We start from the raw sequence: 15890 nt of genomic DNA, 5'->3' as shown, positions 1-15890 counted from the left end.
AGGTCAGCTCCGGTTCAGTTCGGCGTACACCTGGGCGGCGTTGTCGCGCGTCACCAGGCGGGTGGGCAGGGTCTGCGTCTTGGGCACGGTCTGGCAGTCGACGAGCAGTTTCTTCGCTGCCGCAACGGCTTCCTTGCCGCCGGTCGGGTAGATGAACGTGGCCGACAACCGTCCGGCCTCCACCGCTTTGATGCCGCCTTCGGGCACCGGGAGACCGTCGATGCCGACGATCGGCAGGTCCGCGCGGCCCGCGTTCTGCGCGGCGATGCGCGCGCCCTCAGCCATCGGGTCGTTCTCGGAGAACATCGCTTGCGCGTCCGGATGCGCTTTCAGCAACGCGTCCGCCTGCTGTTGTCCCTTGTCCCGCAACCAATCCGCGTCCGCGCTGCCCACGACGGTAATATTGCGGTCCGTAATGCCCTGGTTGAATCCATCGCTGCGTTCCTTGGCGGGCGTCGATCCAGCGAGACCCTTCAGCTCGACGACTTTCCCGCCCTGTGGCAGCAATTTCTCGGCGAAGAACTTGCCCGCCTGACGGCCGATGTCCACATTGTCCGCGCCGATGAACGACGTGTACCCGTCGCCGTCGACCTTCCGGTCCAGCACCAGCACCGGGATCCCCTGGTCGTAAGCCTTCTTCACGACTCCAGTCAGCGGCGTCGCCTCGTTCGGGCTGATGATCAGCAGGTCGATGCCCTGGGTCAGGAACGTATTGACCTGCTCGACCTGTTTCGCGTTGTCCTGCGCGGCATCCGCGTAACTGACCCTGAATTGCGGCACGCCGGCCGCGGCCTTGCGGATGTCGTCGTCCATCCGGACGCGATACGGTTCGGCGAGATTCGCCTGGCTCATCCCGATTTTGTATTTCCCGCTCGGGCCGTGGCATTGTTTCGCGGCCGGCGCGGCGCCGGACGACGCGCCCGGCGCGTTCTCGTGCGTGGTGCCGCAGGCGGCGACGAGGGCCAGCCCCGCCAGGACCGCCCCGCCGCGGATGATGCCGGACATCTGCTCCCCTTTTCCCGGACGCCTATGCCGTGGCCGGGCGCAGCCGCTGCAGGCCCGCGGCCAGCACGATCACCACGCCGACCACGATCAGCTGGACGTTCGAATCGATGTCGTTGAGCTGGAGGATGTTGTCGAGCACGCCGACCAGCAGTGCGCCCGCGACGGTGCCGGACACCGACCCGCGCCCGCCGGACAGGCTGGTCCCGCCAATCACGACGGCCGCGATCGCGTTGAGCTCGTACCCGGTGCCGTCGTTGGGCCCGCCGAAGTTGTACTGTCCCGCGTGGACGATCCCGGCCAGCGCGGCGAGCAGCCCGCACAGGCCGAAGACCAGCACTTTCACCCGGATCACCGGCACCCCGGACAGCACCGCGGCCTTCTCGTTTCCGCCGATCGCGTACACGTGCCGCGAGAACGCGCTCGCCCGCAGCACCAGCACCGCGAGCGCCGCGACGACCACGAAGAACAGCGCCGGGATCGGCACCACGCCGCCGAACGTCCGCTCGCCCAGCAGCGAGAACGGCACCGGAGCCTGGCCGGGACCGGTGCCGTAGGTGATCGAAACGCCCTCGCCGCCGGACCACATCCGGGCGATCCCGCGGGCGATCTGCATCCCGGCGAGCGTCACGATGAACGACTGGATCCGGAACCGTGCGCTCGCGATCCCTTGCAGCAGCCCGAAACCGAAGCCGAGCGCGAGGATCAGCAGCACGCCCGGCACGAGCCCCCAGCCGCCGCTGGTGAGCAGCAGCGCGACGCCGACGCTGGCCAGCCCCATCACCGAGCCCACCGACAGGTCGATGCCGCCGACCAGGATCACCAGCGTCATGCCGACCGCGATGATGCCGATCTCGGAGATCGCGCGGACGACGTTGAACAGATTGCCGCTGCCGAGAAACACCAGCTCCCCGTCGCGGTGCGGGGAGAAGACGATCGCGGCCGCGAAGACCAGCACGAGCCCGAAGACGCTCTGAAACCGGAACACCGCGGCCAGCACGGAACGCCCGTTCACCGGACGTCGCCCATCGACGCGGCGAGCAGTTCCGCCTCGCCGGCCTGAGCGGTGTCCAGCTCGTGCACGCTGCGTCCGCCGCGCAGCACCACCACGCGGTCGCACACGCCGACCAGTTCCGCCGGTTCCGAGGACGCCAGCAGCACCCCAACGCCGCTCCGTGCGGCCTCGCCGAGCAGCCGGTAGATCTCCGCCTTCGCCCCGACGTCCACGCCGCGCGTCGGCTCGTCGAGCAACAGCAGCGCCGGTTCGGTCAGCAAAGCCCGGCCCAGCACCACTTTCTGCTGATTCCCGCCGGACAGCGAACCCACCGGGTCGGCGAGCGACCCCAGTTTCACCCCGAGCCTCCCCGCTTCTTCCCCGGCCACCGTCCGCTCGCGCCTGCCGGGAACGATCCCGAACCGCGCCAGCCGGTCCACAATGGACAGCACGGTGTTCGCCACGACGGAATGCTCCAGCGCCAGCCCCGCGATCCGCCGGTCCTCGGGCACGAACGCGATTCCCGACCGCAGCGACCCGCGCGGCGAGCGCGGCCGGAACTCTTTGCCGCGCAGGAAAATCCGTCCGCTCAACAACTTTCCCCCGGCAACGCCGTACAGCGCCTCCAGCAGCTCGGTCCGTCCCGCGCCGAGCAACCCGGCGACGCCGACGATCTCTCCGGCCCGCACAGTGAGACTGATCCCGTCCGGCTCCCGCCGCCCGGCGCGCGGCCGCATCACGAGATTCTCGACGCGAAGCACCTCGTCCTGATTCGGCGAGGGCACGCTGTCCGCGCGGAACATGAGGTGCACCGGACGGCCCACCATCGCCTCCGCGGCCCGCTCGGCAGTCAGCTCGGCCGCGCTGAACTCCGCGACGACCTCGCCGTTGCGCAGCACCGTCGCCCGGTCCGCGACCCGCCCGATCTCGTCCATCCGGTGCGACACGTAGACGATCGCCGCCCCGTCCGCGCGCAGCTGGTCGATGACCGTGAACAGCCGCTCGACCTCGCGCGGCGACAGCGCCGACGTCGGTTCGTCCATCAGCAGGATCCGCGCGTCCAGCGACAGCGCTTTCGCGATGATGACGAGCTGCTGTTCGCCGGTGCGCAGCCGTTCGACCGGCGTGCGCGGGTCGAGGTCGACGCCGGAGCGCTCCAGCACCTCGCGGGTGGCCGCGACCATCCGCCGCCGGTCGACCGTGCCGCCGCGGGTGTGCGGTTCGCGGCCGAGAAAGACGTTCTCCGCCACGGAAAGCGCCGGGACGAGGTCCAGTTCCTGATGGATCATCGCGACCCCGGCGCGGCGCGCGTCGGCCGGGCGGGCGAACCGGACCGCCTCCCCCGCGATCCGGATCGCCCCCTCCCCGGCGGCGATCTCCCCCGACAAGATCTTCAGCAGCGTGGACTTGCCTGCCCCGTTCTCGCCGAGCAGCGCGTGCACCTCCCCCTTCGCCGCGGTGAAGTCCACCGCGCCCAGGGCACGCACCCCGCCGTAGGTCTTGCTGACGCCGGCCAGCTCGGCCAGCGCGACGCCGTCGCCCATGCCCCGCCCTCTCGGCCCGCCCCACGTCGAGAAATCGATTACCCGCGACGGTAGGGGCACCCCGCCGGAGTGTCAAGGGTCACATTTTCCCAGTTCAGGGGAGCCTCGGCTCCGGTTCGGCCGGGCACGTTCCGCTCCGCCGCCTGAACTGCGGGTGACCCCTGTCCGACCCCCTGGAAACGCCTGGCCGTCCAGTTGCCTCCGCCCCTGGCCGGCCGGGCGTGATTTGTGGCATACCTCGCGATAAACGAGGCCCGGACGACGTGACACGAGCCGTTTTTGGCGGGTTCCTACAAACCGGCAGGCGCGGCATGCGTCATCCGCGACATTGGTGTACCCGGCGGTAAGGGAGCAATGTGTACGACGAAGACAGGCGACGTTCCGGCGGGTCCGGCGTCGCCTGCTGTGCGTGGTGCAGTCAGGTTCACTGGGAGGCTTTGTCCGTGTTCAATCGCGTCGCCATCGTCAACCGCGGAGAGGCCGCGATGCGGCTGATCCACGCCGTCCGGGACTTGTCCGCCGAGACCGGGCGACGGATCGAGACGGTCGCGCTCTACACGGACGCGGACGCCACCGCGACTTTCGTCCGCGAAGCCGACGTCGCCTATTCGCTCGGCCCCGCCTCCGCGCGGCCCTACCTCGACCTCGCCAAACTGGAGAAGGCGCTGGTCGAGACCAAGGCCGACGCCGCGTGGGTCGGCTGGGGCTTCGTCGCCGAGGACCCGGCGTTCGCCGAGCTGTGCGACAAGATCGGGGTCGCCTTCGTCGGCCCCAGCGCGGACGCGATGCGCAAGCTCGGCGACAAGATCGGCGCGAAGCTGATCGCCGAGGAGGTCGGCGTCCCGGTCGCTCCGTGGAGCGGCGGCGAGGTCGCGACGCTCGAGGAAGCCCTCGCGGCGGGCGACAAGATCGGCTACCCGCTGATGCTCAAGGCCACCGCGGGCGGCGGCGGGCGCGGCATCCGCAAGGTCGAGTCGGCGGGCGACCTCACCGAGGCGTACGAGCGCACCAGCCAGGAGGCGCTGCGCGCGTTCGGCAGCGGCGTCGTGTTCCTGGAGCGCCTGGTCACCGGCGCGCGGCACGTCGAGGTCCAGGTGATCTCCGACGGCGAGACGGCGTGGGCGCTCGGCGTCCGCGACTGCTCGGTGCAGCGGCGCAACCAGAAGATCATCGAGGAGTCGGCGTCGCCGGTGCTCGGCGCGGAGCAGACCGCCGAGCTGAAGGCGTCGGCCGAGCGGCTCGCGGTCGCGGTCGGCTACCGCGGCGCGTGCACCGTCGAATTCCTCTACCACCCCGGCGACCGGATGTTCGCCTTCCTCGAGGTCAACACCCGCCTCCAGGTGGAGCACCCGATCACCGAGATCACCACCGGCACCGACCTCGTGCGGCTGCAGCTGCACGTCGCGTCCGGAGGCAAGCTCGAAGGCGCGCAGCCGGAGGAGTCCGGGCACGCCGTCGAAGCGCGGCTCAACGCCGAGGACCCGGACCGCGACTTCGCGCCGTCCCCCGGCCGCATCGCGCGGCTGCTGCTGCCCGCCGGCCCCGGCATCCGGGTCGACACCGGCGTCAGCGAGGGCGACACGATCCCCGCCGACTTCGACTCGATGATCGCCAAGATCATCGCCTACGGCCGCGACCGCGACCAGGCGCTCGCGCGGCTGCGCCGGGCGATGGCCGAGACGTCCGTGCTCATCGAGGGCGGCGCCACCAACAAGAGCTTCGTGCTCGACCTGCTCGACCAGCCCGAGGTCATCGACGCCAGCGCGGACACCGGCTGGATCGACCGCGTCCGCGCCGAGGGCCGTCTCGTCACCACGCGGCATTCCGCGGTCGCGCTCGCCGCGGCGGCGATCGAGGCCTACGAGGACGACGAGGAGGTCGGCAGGCAGCGTCTGCTCTCCACCGCGTTCGGCGGCCGTCCGCAGGTGCGCCACGAAATCCGTCCGCTCGACCTGAAACTGCGCGGCGCGTCCTACCGCGTCACTGTCGCGCGCACCGGGCCGAAGCGGTTCCGGGTCGGCGTCAGCGGCGGCGGCGACGTGCACCCGGCCGACGTCGAGCTCGAGCGGTTCGACGAGTACAGCGGGCAGATCACCGTCAACGGCACGCGATTCCGGCTCGTCACCGGCACGCACGGGCCGACCCACCTGGTCGAGGTCGACGGCATCACCCACCGGATCAGCCGCGACGAGGGCGGCGTCGTCCGCTCCCCCGCGCCCGCGCTGGTGGTCGCCACGCCGGTCGCGGTGGACGACGAGGTCGAGTCCGGCGCGCCGGTGCTCGTGCTGGAAAGCATGAAGATGGAGACGGTGCTGCGCGCGCCGTTCCGGGCCCGGGTCAAGGAACTCCCGGTGTCGATCGGCAGCCAGGTGGAGACCGGCGCTCCGCTGCTGCGCCTCGAACCGCTCGCCGACGAGGCCGAGGACGAGGCCGACGCGCAGGCCGAGACCGCCGAGATCGACCTGCCCGCCGAACAGGACGGCACGAGCGCGGCCGACCTGGTCGAGCGCGGCAGGCAGGACCTGCGCAGCCTGCTGCTCGGCTTCGACGTCGACCCGCACGACCAGGGCCGGGTGCTCAGCGGCTACCTGGCGGCGCGCGCGGAGCTGCCGGCGCGTCCGCTGGAGGGCGAGCTCGAACTGCTCGACGTGTTCGCCGACCTGTCCGAGCTGAGCCGGAACAAGCCGGCCGCGGACGACCTCAGCGCGTCGAGCCCGGTGCACAGCGCCCGCGAGTACTTCCACACCTACCTGCAGAGCCTCGACGTCGAGCGCGCCGGGCTGCCGGAGAAATTCCAGGGCAGGCTGCGCCGCGTGCTCGGCCACTACGGCGTCGGCGACCTGGAGCGCACGCCGGAGCTGGAAGAGGCGGTCTTCCGGATTTTCCTTGCCCAGCAACGGGCTTCGAGCGACAGCGCGATCGTGTCCGCGCTGCTGCGGCAGTGGCTCACCGAGGCCCCGCCCTCGGCCGAGCTGCGGGAGACGGCCGGGCTCGCGCTCGAGCACCTGATCGCCGCCACCCAGCTGCGGTTCCCGGCGGTCAGCGACCTCGCCCGCGGCGTGGTGTTCCGCTGGTTCGCGCAGCCGATGCTGCGCCGGGCGCGCGCCGAGGTGTACGCCGAGATCCGCGGCCACCTGCGCTACCTCGACCGCAACCCGGACGCGGCCGACCGCGCCGAGCGGATCTCCGGCATGGTGTCGAGCAACGAGCCGCTGGTGCGGCTGCTCGGCCAGCGGATCGGGCGGCCGGGCGCGGACCCGGCCCCGATGCTCGAGGTGCTGAGCCGGCGCTACTACGGCAACAAGGCGCTCACCGACGTGCGCGTGCGCGAGGTCGCGGGCTGCTCGTTCGTCACCGCCTCGCATCCGGAGCCGGCGCGCGTGGTCACCACCGCGGTCGACTTCCCGCAGCTGCCGGACGCGATGCGCGCGGTGGCCGAGCTGTCCGACGGCGCCGGGGTGCCGGTCGCGGCGGACGTGTATCTCAAGTGGACCGACCAGCCCGACAGCGACGCGATGGCCGCGAAGCTGGGAGAAATCGTTGCGGCGCAACCGCTTCCGGCCGACGTCGACCGGGTGGTCACCACCGTCGCCGGCGGCGGCGGCGCGGTGATGCACCACCACTTCACCTTCCGCCGGACCGAATCCGGCTTCGCCGAGGACCGGGTGATCCGCGGGCTGCACCCGCGCGTCGCCGAGCGGCTGCAGCTGGAGCGGCTGCAGGAATTCGACCTCACGCGGCTGCCGTCGGCGGACGAAGAGGTGTACCTGTTCACCGGCACCGCGAAGGCGAACCCGGCCGACGAGCGGCTGATCGCGATGTCGCAGGTCCGCGACCTGACGCCGCTGCGCGAGGCGGACGGCAGGCTCGTGTCGCTGCCCTCGGCCGAGGACACGCTCGCCGCGTGCCTCGACGCGGTCCGCAACGCGCAGGCGCGGCGTCCGGCGAAGAACCGGTTCGACACCAACCGGATCGTCATCTACGTGTGGCCGCCGAGCGACCTGACGATGGACGAGCTGAACCTGCTCGCCCGCCGCGTGCTGCCGACGACCGCCGGCGCGGGCCTGGAGGAGATCCAGTTCCTCGCCCGGCAGCGGAACTCCGAAACCGGCGAGCTGACCGACATCGCGGTGACGGTCCGCAACGAGGTGGGCGCTGGCGTGCGGCTGTCGGTCGAGGCCCCGAGCACCGAACCGGTGCAGCCGCTGGACGACTACCGGCAGAAGGTGCTGCGCGCGGCGCGCCGCGACACGGTGTACCCGTACGAGCTCACCGAACTGCTGGCCGGCGGCGGCACCTTCGCCGAGCACGACCTCGACGACACCGGCGCGCTGGTGCCGGTCGACCGGCCGCGCGGGCAGAACAAGGCCGGGCTCGTGGCCGGCGTGGTCAGCACGCCGACCGACCTGGTGCCCGAGGGCGTCAAGCGCGTGGTGCTGCTGGGCGACCCGACGAAGTCGCTCGGCGCGCTGGCCGAACCGGAGTGCACGCGGGTGATCGCGGCGCTGAACCTGGCGCAGGAGCTGCGGGTTCCGGTCGAATGGTTCGCGCTGTCGTCCGGCGCGCGGATCTCGATGGAGTCCGGCACCGAGAACATGGACTGGGTCGCGGCCGCGCTCAAGCGGATCGTGGAGTTCACCCAGGACGGCGGCGAGATCAACATCGTGGTCGCCGGGATCACCGTGGGCGCGCAGCCGTACTGGAACGCCGAGGCCACGATGCTCATGCACACCAAGGGCATCCTGGTGATGACGCCGGATTCGGCGATGGTGCTCACCGGCAAGCAGTCGCTGGACTTCTCCGGCGGCGTGTCGGCCGAGGACAACTTCGGCATCGGCGGCTACGACCGGGTGATGGGCCCGAACGGGCAGGCGCAGTACTGGGCGCCGAACCTCGCCGGGGCGCGCGACGTGCTGATGGCGCACTACGCGCACACCTACGTCGTGCCGGGCGAAGCGGGCCCGCGCCAGGCGGTCACCAGCGACCCGGCGGGCCGCGACGTGTCGGACTACCCGCACGCCGTCGTCGGCAGCGACTTCGCCACGGTGGGCCAGATCTTCTCCGCCGAGCACAACCCGGACCGCAAGAAGCCGTTCGACATCCGCACGGTGATGCGCGCGCTCTCCGACCAGGACCACCCGGTGCTGGAACGCTGGGCGGGCATGGCGGACGCGGACACCGCGGCGGTGCAGGACGTGCACATCGGCGGCCACCCGGTGTGCCTGCTGGGAATCGAATCGCGTTCGGTGCCCCGCCGCGGCTTCCCGCCCACCGACGGCCCGGACACGTTCACCGCGGGCACGCTGTTCCCGAAGTCGTCGAAGAAAGCGGCCCGCGCGATCAACGCGGCGAGCGGCAACCGTCCGCTGGTGGTGCTGGCGAACCTGTCCGGCTTCGACGGTTCGCCGGAGTCGATGAAGAAGCTCCAGCTGGAGTACGGGGCCGAGATCGGCCGCGCGATCGTGAACTTCGAGGGACCGATCGTGTTCACGGTGATCTCGCGCTACCACGGCGGCGCGTTCGTGGTGTTCTCGAAGGCGCTGAACCCGAACATGACGGTGCTGGCGCTGGAGGGCTCGTTCGCTTCGGTGCTCGGCGGCGCTCCGGCGGCCGCGGTGGTGTTCGCCGGCGAGGTGAAGACCCGGACGGCGAACGACCCGCGGGTGGCCGGTCTGCAGAAGCGGCTCGGCGAACTGAGCGGAGCCGAGCGGGCCGCTTGCGCGGCCGAGCTGGCGGAGGTCACGTCGTCGGTGCGGGCCGAGAAGCTCGGCGAGGTGGCGTCGGAGTTCGACCGGGTGCACAGCATCCAGCGCGCCGTCGAGGTCGGGTCGGTGGACGCGATCGTCAGCACCGCACAGCTCCGGCCCCGGATCATCGAGGCGATCGAGCACGGATTGAAGCGCTGAGGATTCCCGTGGGTGCCGGTTCTCACCCGGCACCCACGGTGATTCCCCGGATCGTCTTCACCTCGCCCAGCAGCGCCGGAGTCACCTTCACCGAATAGCCGTCCAGCGCGTACCGCTGCTCCCCCACGTGCAGATGGACCGGCGTATTCCCTTGGTGCGCCAGCAAAGTCTGCTTGAGCTCCAGCACCACCGGCAGCGTCACCTTCTCCGCCCGCGTGTGCAGCACCAGCGGCGTTTCCCCGAGTTCCGTCAGGTCCAGCGGCACCAGATCCGCCCCGAAGACCGACATCTTGTCCTCCCGCCAGTTGACCCGGCCCTTCACCAGCACCGCGTTGTCCTCCACCAGATCTGCCGCGCACAACGCGTACGACTTGGCGAAGAACAACACCTCGAGAGACGCGTCCAAATCCTCGACCGTGCAAATCGCCCAAGGTTCGCCCTTTTTGTTCACCCGCCGCTCCAGCGAAGTGATCAACCCGGCGACTACGAGTTCGCCTTCCTTCGGCGGGTTGTCGATGATCGCGGCGATCGTGCGGGGCGCGTGTTTGCTGAGGACGCCTTCCGCCCCGTCCAAGGGATGCGCTGAAACGTAGAGGCCGAGCATGTCCCGCTCGTGCGCCAGCAACTGCTTGCGCGGCCACTCTTCGGCGGTGAATTTCACGTGCGCCAACGGCGAAGAAGCCGGTTCCTTGTTTTCTCCGCCGAAGAGGTCGAACTGGCCCATCGCTTCCTGGCGCTTGAGCGGGACGACGGCTTCCACCGCGTCCTCGTGCACCTGGATCATCGACAGCCGCGTGTGGCCCATCGAATCGAACGCGCCCGCCTTGATCAGCGACTCGATCACCCGCTTGTTGCAGGCCACCAGCTCCGACTTGTCCAGGAACTCGGTGAACGAGGAGTACTTGCCCTTCTCCTCGCGCGTCTTGATGATCGACTCCACCACGTTCGCGCCCACGTTGCGCACCGCGCCCAGACCGAACCGGATGTCGTTCCCGACGGCCGCGAACCGCAACGCCGACTCGTTCACGTCCGGCGGCAGCACCTTGATCCCCAGCCGCCGGCACTCCGACAGGTAGATCGCCGACTTGTCCTTGTTGTCACCCACCGACGTCAACAACGCGGCCATGTACTCCGCGGTGTAGTTCGCCTTCAGATACGCGGTCCAGTATCCGACCAGCGCGTACCCGGCCGCGTGCGACTTGTTGAAGGCATAGCCCGCGAAAGGCAGGATCGTGTCCCACAACGCTTGCACAGCCTCGCCGGAGAACCCGTTGTCGATCATCCCGGCACGGAAGCCCTCGAATTCCTTTTCCAGGACTTCCTTTTTCTTCTTGCCCATCGCGCGGCGCAGGACGTCCGCGCGGCCCATCGAGTATCCGGCGACCTTTTGCGCGATCTGCATGATCTGTTCCTGGTACACCACCAGACCGTGCGTCTCGGCGAGGATCTCGCGCAACGGCTCTTCCAGTTCCGGATGGATCGGTTCGATAGCTTGCCGCTTGTTCTTGCGGTCGGCGTAGTTGTTGTGCGTGTTCATCGCCATCGGACCCGGCCGGTAGAGCGCGTTGACGGCCACGATGTCCTCGAACCCGGTAGGACGCATGCGGCGCAACAGATCCCGCATCGCGCCACCGTCCAATTGGAACACTCCGAGACTGTCGCCGCGGACCAGCAGGGCAAAGGTCTCGGGATCATCGGTGGCCAGCCGGTCGAGGTCGACGTCTTCGCCGCGGTTGGCTTGGACGTTGTCGATCGCGTCGCCGATGACGGTGAGGTTGCGCAGTCCGAGAAAGTCCATCTTGAGCAGGCCGATGGCCTCGCACGACGGATAGTCCCAGCCGGTGATTATCGACCCATCATCCCTGCGCCACAACGGAATCGCGTTCAGCAACGGTTCGCTGGACATAATGACCGCACAGGCATGCACACCCGCGTTGCGGATCAGCCCCTCCAGACCGCGGGCGGTGTCGAAGATCGTCTTGCACTCTTCGTCCGTCTCGACCAGCGTGCGGACCTCCGCCGCTTCCGCGTAGCGCTCGTGCTTGGCGTCCACGATGCCCGACAACGGAATGTCCTTGGCAGCCACTGGCGGCGGCAACGCTTTGGAGATCCGGTCCGCGATCGAATACCCTGGTTGTCCGAAGTGGACCCGCGCGGAGTCCTTGATCGCCGCCTTTGTCTTGATGGTGCCGAAGGTGATCACCTGCGCGATCCGGTCGGAGCCGTATTTCTCGGTGGCATACCGGATCATCTCGCCGCGACGCCGATCGTCGAAGTCCATGTCGATGTCCGGCATGGACACTCGCTCCGGGTTCAGGAACCGCTCGAACAGCAGACCGTGCCGGATCGGGTCGAGATTGGTGATCCGAAGCGCGTACGCGACCAGCGATCCCGCCGCCGACCCGCGTCCCGGCCCCACGCGGATTCCCGCCGCGCGGGCGTGCGTCATGAGATCAGCCGTGATGAGGAAGTACCCGGGAAACCCTTTCTCCACAATGACTTTGAGCTCGTACTCGGCGCGCTCCCGGTATTCGCCCGGCACTCCGTCCGGCAGCCGGTGCTCAAGCCCGGACATCACTTCATGGTGAAGCCAGGTGGTTTCGGTGTGTCCTTCGGGGACGTCGAAGACCGGCATCCGGTCCTTGTGCGTGTACACGTCCTCGTACGACTCGACCCGCTCCGCGATCAACAACGTGTTGTCCGCCGCCCCCGGAACCTCCCGGTCCCAGTACTCGCGCATCTCCTCCGCGGACTTCAGGAAATAACCGTCCCCGTCGAACTTGAACCGCGTCGGGTCGTTCAGCGTCTTCCCGGCCTGCACGCACAGCAACGCCGAATGCGTGTCCGCCTGGTCCTTCGTCACGTAATGCGAATCGTTGGTCGCCAGCGGCGGGAGGTCCAGCAGCTTCCCGATCTCCAGCAAACCCTCCCGCACCGACCGCTCGATCGGCAGCCCGTGGTCCATCAACTCCAGGAAGAAATTCCCCGCCCCGAAAATGTCCTTGTAATCCGAGGCCGCCTGGATCGCCGCCTCCCGCTGCCCCAGCCGCAACCGCGTCTGCACCTCGCCCGACGGACACCCCGTCGTCGCGATGATCCCGGACGCGTTCTCCGCGATCAACTCCCGATCCATCCGCGGCTTGCGGTAATACCCCTGAATCGACGCCAGCGACGACAGCTTGAACAGATTCCGCAACCCCGTCGCGTTCCCCGCCACCATCGTCATGTGCGTATACGCACCGCCACCCGAGACGTCGCCGCCCTCGCCGAACTCGTCCGACCCCCGCTGCGACGCCTGCCCCCAGAACACCGGCTTCTTGTGAAACCGCGACTCCGGCGCGATGTACGCCTCGATCCCGATGATCGGCTTGATCCCGTGCTTCTTCGACGTCTGATAAAACTCGTCCCCGCCGTACATGTTCCCGTGATCGGTCATCCCGACCGCCGGCATGTTCAGCCGGGCCGCCTCCGCGAACAAGGGACCGATCTTCGCCGCACCGTCCAGCATGGAGTACTCGGTGTGGACGTGCAGATGGACAAACGATGGCATGTCCGCATTGGACCCGCCGCAGCGCGCCGCCGTCCAACAACCGACACGCGCGCCCGGACCACCTCCGGTTGTAGCCCGAGGTGACCGCCGGTTGGCGAGTCCACAATGGACTCGCCAACCGATGGTTTCTAATCTTCGGAGTCGTCGTCCGCGAGCAACGCATACAACCGGCGGCGGGCTTCGCGGAGCACCTTGCGCGCCTCCGCGCACTGCGCCTCGCTGCCCGTGTGCGCGACCTGCGCCGCCGCCCCGGCCAACTCGCCGATCTGCTGATACAGCGCCGCGAACCGGTCCGCACCCGGATCCTCGTCACGAGCCGGAGACGCCCAGAGCGCCGCGAACTCCTCCTCGCGCCCCGCGACGTGCTCCCGCCCCGCCTCCGTGAGATGCGCGACGCGACGGCCGCCCTCCTCCGCCGTGCGGACCAGGCCTTCGTCCTCGAGCTGCTGCAAAATCGGGTAAATGGACCCAGGGCTGGGCCGCCACTCGTCATTCGTGCGACGCCGGATCTCCTGCATCAACTGATACCCGTGCCGGGGTTCCTCCGCGAGCAAAGCAAGCACCGCCGGACGCACCGGCCGCGCCGGTCCCCGACCGCCGCGGGGCGGGCCACCGAAGAACCCTCCCGGACCACCGGGGCCTCCCGGACCGCCGGGAAACCCGGGAAAGCCAGGGAACCCAGGAAACCCCGGCCGATGCGGCGGTCCAGGCGGCCCAGGCGGACCCGGAGGCCCCGGCGGGAAACCGCCACGGGCTTCGAAGACCGTGCCGTCCCAGGCTCCCCCGTCACCGGGATGGCCCGGGTGACCGGGATGGCCCGGGTGACCGGGATGGCCCGGGTGACCGGGGTGCCCCGGATGACCGGGATGGCCCGGGTGACCGGGGTGCCCCGGATGTCCTAGGTGGTCCGAGTAGCCCGGGTGTCCTGGATGCCCGCCCAGATGGCCGAGGTGCACATGGTGCTCACCAGCCTCGCCCGGACGGCCGGGGTGCGGGTGGTGTTCCCCCGCCTCACTCGAACGACCAGGGTGGACGTGGTGTTCGCCCGCATCGCCCGAACGACCAGGGTGCGCGTGGTGCTCCCCCGACCAACCGTGATGCTCGCCCGGCTCGCCCGACCAGCCGTGGTGCTCACCCCCGTGACCAGGCCAGCCGAAGGCGACTCCCGGCCCCCCGAAGAGCCCGGTCTGCCCGAACCTGGCCCCGGGCCCGCCGAACACCGCATGCTGGCCGACCCCCAAGCCTCGCCCGCCGAGCAAGCCCGCCCAGCCGCGTCCGCCCAGCCCGAACCAGGCATCCTGGCCACCGAAGCCGCCCGGACGCCCGCGCTCCTCGTCCGGCTCGACTCCCCAAGGCCACCCGTGCCCTTCCCCCGGCCCGCCCGGATGTCGCCCCCTCCCGTCGCCCGGCGCGTCCGGCCTGCCGAACGGCACTCCCCGACCCCCGTCACCAGGGTGAACCGGTCCGGGGCGGCCGAAACCGAACGGCACTCCGTGCCCGCCGAAGCGTTCCGGGCCGCCGAAGCCTCGGAACAGGTGGTCTCCGCCTGCGGTCCTCGTCATGTCTTCCTCCTCCGTCGAACGATCGCCGATATGCCTACGATATATCGGCGATTGTTCGACGGCAAGGCCGCCTGAACCCAGCAGGGACAGAAAGGGTCAGGAAGACCCGGCGGGCGCGGTGGTCGCGCCCTCGCCGCCGAAGCGGATGGACTTCGCTTCCTTGCCCAGGGAGGTCAGCACGGCGACCGCGATCAGCACCGGGATCACTGTCCACAGCAGCGCGGCCGTGTACCCCTGCGACTGCGCGATGCTTTCCTGGATCGGCAGGTTCAGCGCGGCCAGCAGGTTGCCGAGCTGGTAGGTCACGCCAGGGAAGAACCCGCGGATCGCGTCCGGGGACATTTCCGTGAGGTGCGCCGGGATGACGCCCCACGCGCCCTGCACCATGATCTGCATCAGGAACGAGCCGAGCGCGAGCATCCCGGCTCCGTGGTCGACGGCGAAGATCGGGACGATCGGCAACCCGAGGACCGCGGCGCCGACGATCGTCATCCGGCGGCCGAAGCGTTCCGACAGCGAGCCGAAGACCAGGCCGCCGATGATCGCGCCGACGTTGTACAGCACGGCGATCCACGTGCTGGTCGCCGCGCTCAGGCCGGCGCCGCCGTGCTCGGTCGCCTTCAGGAATGTCGGGTAGACGTCCTGCGTGCCGTGGCTCATCCAGTTGAACGCGGTCATCAGCAGCACGAGGTACCCGAACCGGCGCAGCACCTTCGGGTTGAACAGGACGTCCTTGACCGACGTCCGGGTGACGCGCATCTTCTCCTGCGCCGCCTCCCACACCTCGGATTCCTTGACCCGCGCCCGGATCAGCAGGCTGATCAGCGCCGGGAAGATGCTCAGCACGAAAATCCACCGCCACTCGAGGCCGAGCGCGGTGTGGAACAGCAGGTACGCCAGCGCGGCCAGCAGGTACCCGGCGGAGTAACCGGCCTGCAGCAGTCCGGAGAAGAACCCGCGCCGCTCCACCGGAATCTTCTCCATCGCGAGCGCCGCGCCCAGGCCCCATTCACCGCCCATGCCGATGCCATAGATGAACCGCAGGATCAGCAGCACGGTGAAGTTCGGCGCGACCGCGCACAGCACGCCCGCCGCGGAATACAGCAGGACGTCGACCATCAGCGGAATGCGCCGTCCGGACCGGTCCGCCCACAGTCCGAACAGGAGCGCTCCGACCGGGCGCATCACGAGCGTCGCGGTGGTGATGAACGCCAGCTGGGTGGCAGTAGCCCCGAACGACTTGTCCTTCGCGATGTCCGCGAGCACGAACACGACGAGGAAATAGTCGAACGCGTCCATGCTCCAGCCGAGCCACGCGGCGAGGAACGAGTT

General features: G+C 69.6%; 8 protein-coding genes. 2 read left to right on the top strand and 6 right to left on the bottom strand.

Annotated features, from left to right (window positions below; all coding sequences use genetic code 11):
* Positions 1 to 3: 3 nt before the first annotated feature.
* From EIZ44_RS32155 to EIZ44_RS32145, 3 genes are read right to left on the bottom strand one after another with little or no spacing between them, the layout of a single operon-like run.
* Positions 4 to 1005: a substrate-binding domain-containing protein gene (locus tag EIZ44_RS32155; RefSeq protein ID WP_134732892.1), complete on the bottom strand. Its 1002-nt coding sequence runs from the start codon at positions 1003 to 1005 to the stop codon at positions 4 to 6.
* A 22-nt stretch (positions 1006 to 1027) separates the two neighbouring features.
* Positions 1028 to 2017, bottom strand: coding sequence for an ABC transporter permease (locus EIZ44_RS32150; protein ID WP_037818734.1), 990 nt, complete (start codon positions 2015 to 2017; stop codon positions 1028 to 1030).
* Positions 2014 to 3540, bottom strand: coding sequence for a sugar ABC transporter ATP-binding protein (locus EIZ44_RS32145; protein WP_134732890.1), 1527 nt, complete (start codon positions 3538 to 3540; stop codon positions 2014 to 2016). The genes EIZ44_RS32150 and EIZ44_RS32145 overlap by 4 nt, the downstream gene beginning before the upstream one ends.
* A gap of 443 nt (positions 3541 to 3983) precedes the next feature.
* Between EIZ44_RS32145 and EIZ44_RS32140 the strand changes: the two genes are divergently transcribed.
* Entirely contained in the window at positions 3984 to 9446 is a 5463-nt protein-coding gene (locus EIZ44_RS32140) for an ATP-binding protein (protein WP_134732888.1), read from the top strand.
* Positions 9447 to 9468: 22 nt separating this feature from the next.
* On the opposite strand, the gene dnaE is transcribed toward EIZ44_RS32140, so the two are convergent.
* Positions 9469 to 12996: a DNA polymerase III subunit alpha gene (gene dnaE, locus EIZ44_RS32135; RefSeq protein ID WP_134732886.1), complete on the bottom strand. Its 3528-nt coding sequence runs from the start codon at positions 12994 to 12996 to the stop codon at positions 9469 to 9471.
* Positions 12997 to 13124: 128 nt separating this feature from the next.
* Positions 13125 to 13559 carry a PadR family transcriptional regulator gene (locus EIZ44_RS45750; protein ID WP_240691473.1) on the bottom strand — a complete coding sequence of 145 codons (435 nt, stop codon included), beginning with the start codon at positions 13557 to 13559 and terminating at the stop codon, positions 13125 to 13127.
* A 366-nt stretch (positions 13560 to 13925) separates the two neighbouring features.
* Between EIZ44_RS45750 and EIZ44_RS32125 the strand changes: the two genes are divergently transcribed.
* On the top strand, positions 13926 to 14633 hold the full coding sequence (locus EIZ44_RS32125) for a hypothetical protein (RefSeq protein WP_134732883.1): 708 nt from the start codon (positions 13926 to 13928) through the stop codon (positions 14631 to 14633).
* A gap of 21 nt (positions 14634 to 14654) precedes the next feature.
* On the opposite strand, the gene EIZ44_RS32120 is transcribed toward EIZ44_RS32125, so the two are convergent.
* On the bottom strand, positions 14655 to 15857 hold the full coding sequence (locus EIZ44_RS32120) for an MFS transporter (RefSeq protein ID WP_439098630.1): 1203 nt from the start codon (positions 15855 to 15857) through the stop codon (positions 14655 to 14657).
* Positions 15858 to 15890 lie beyond the last annotated feature (33 nt).

It is taken from the genome of Amycolatopsis nivea, from assembly GCF_004522235.1.
In the GTDB taxonomy this organism is placed as follows: domain Bacteria; phylum Actinomycetota; class Actinomycetes; order Mycobacteriales; family Pseudonocardiaceae; genus Amycolatopsis; species Amycolatopsis nivea.
Note: the sequence above shows the minus strand (reverse complement) of the source record. Positions and strands in the feature narration are given on the sequence as shown.

Coding starts and splice junctions, on each gene's coding strand:
- EIZ44_RS32155 (WP_134732892.1), bottom strand. CDS start 1,005: ATGTCCGGCATCATCCGCGGCGGGGCGGTCCTGGCGGGGCTGGCCCTC.
- EIZ44_RS32145 (WP_134732890.1), bottom strand. CDS start 3,540: ATGGGCGACGGCGTCGCGCTGGCCGAGCTGGCCGGCGTCAGCAAGACC.
- dnaE (WP_134732886.1), bottom strand. CDS start 12,996: ATGCCATCGTTTGTCCATCTGCACGTCCACACCGAGTACTCCATGCTG.
- EIZ44_RS32125 (WP_134732883.1), top strand. CDS start 13,926: ATGCCCGCCCAGATGGCCGAGGTGCACATGGTGCTCACCAGCCTCGCC.
- EIZ44_RS32120 (WP_439098630.1), bottom strand. CDS start 15,857: ATGGACGCGTTCGACTATTTCCTCGTCGTGTTCGTGCTCGCGGACATC.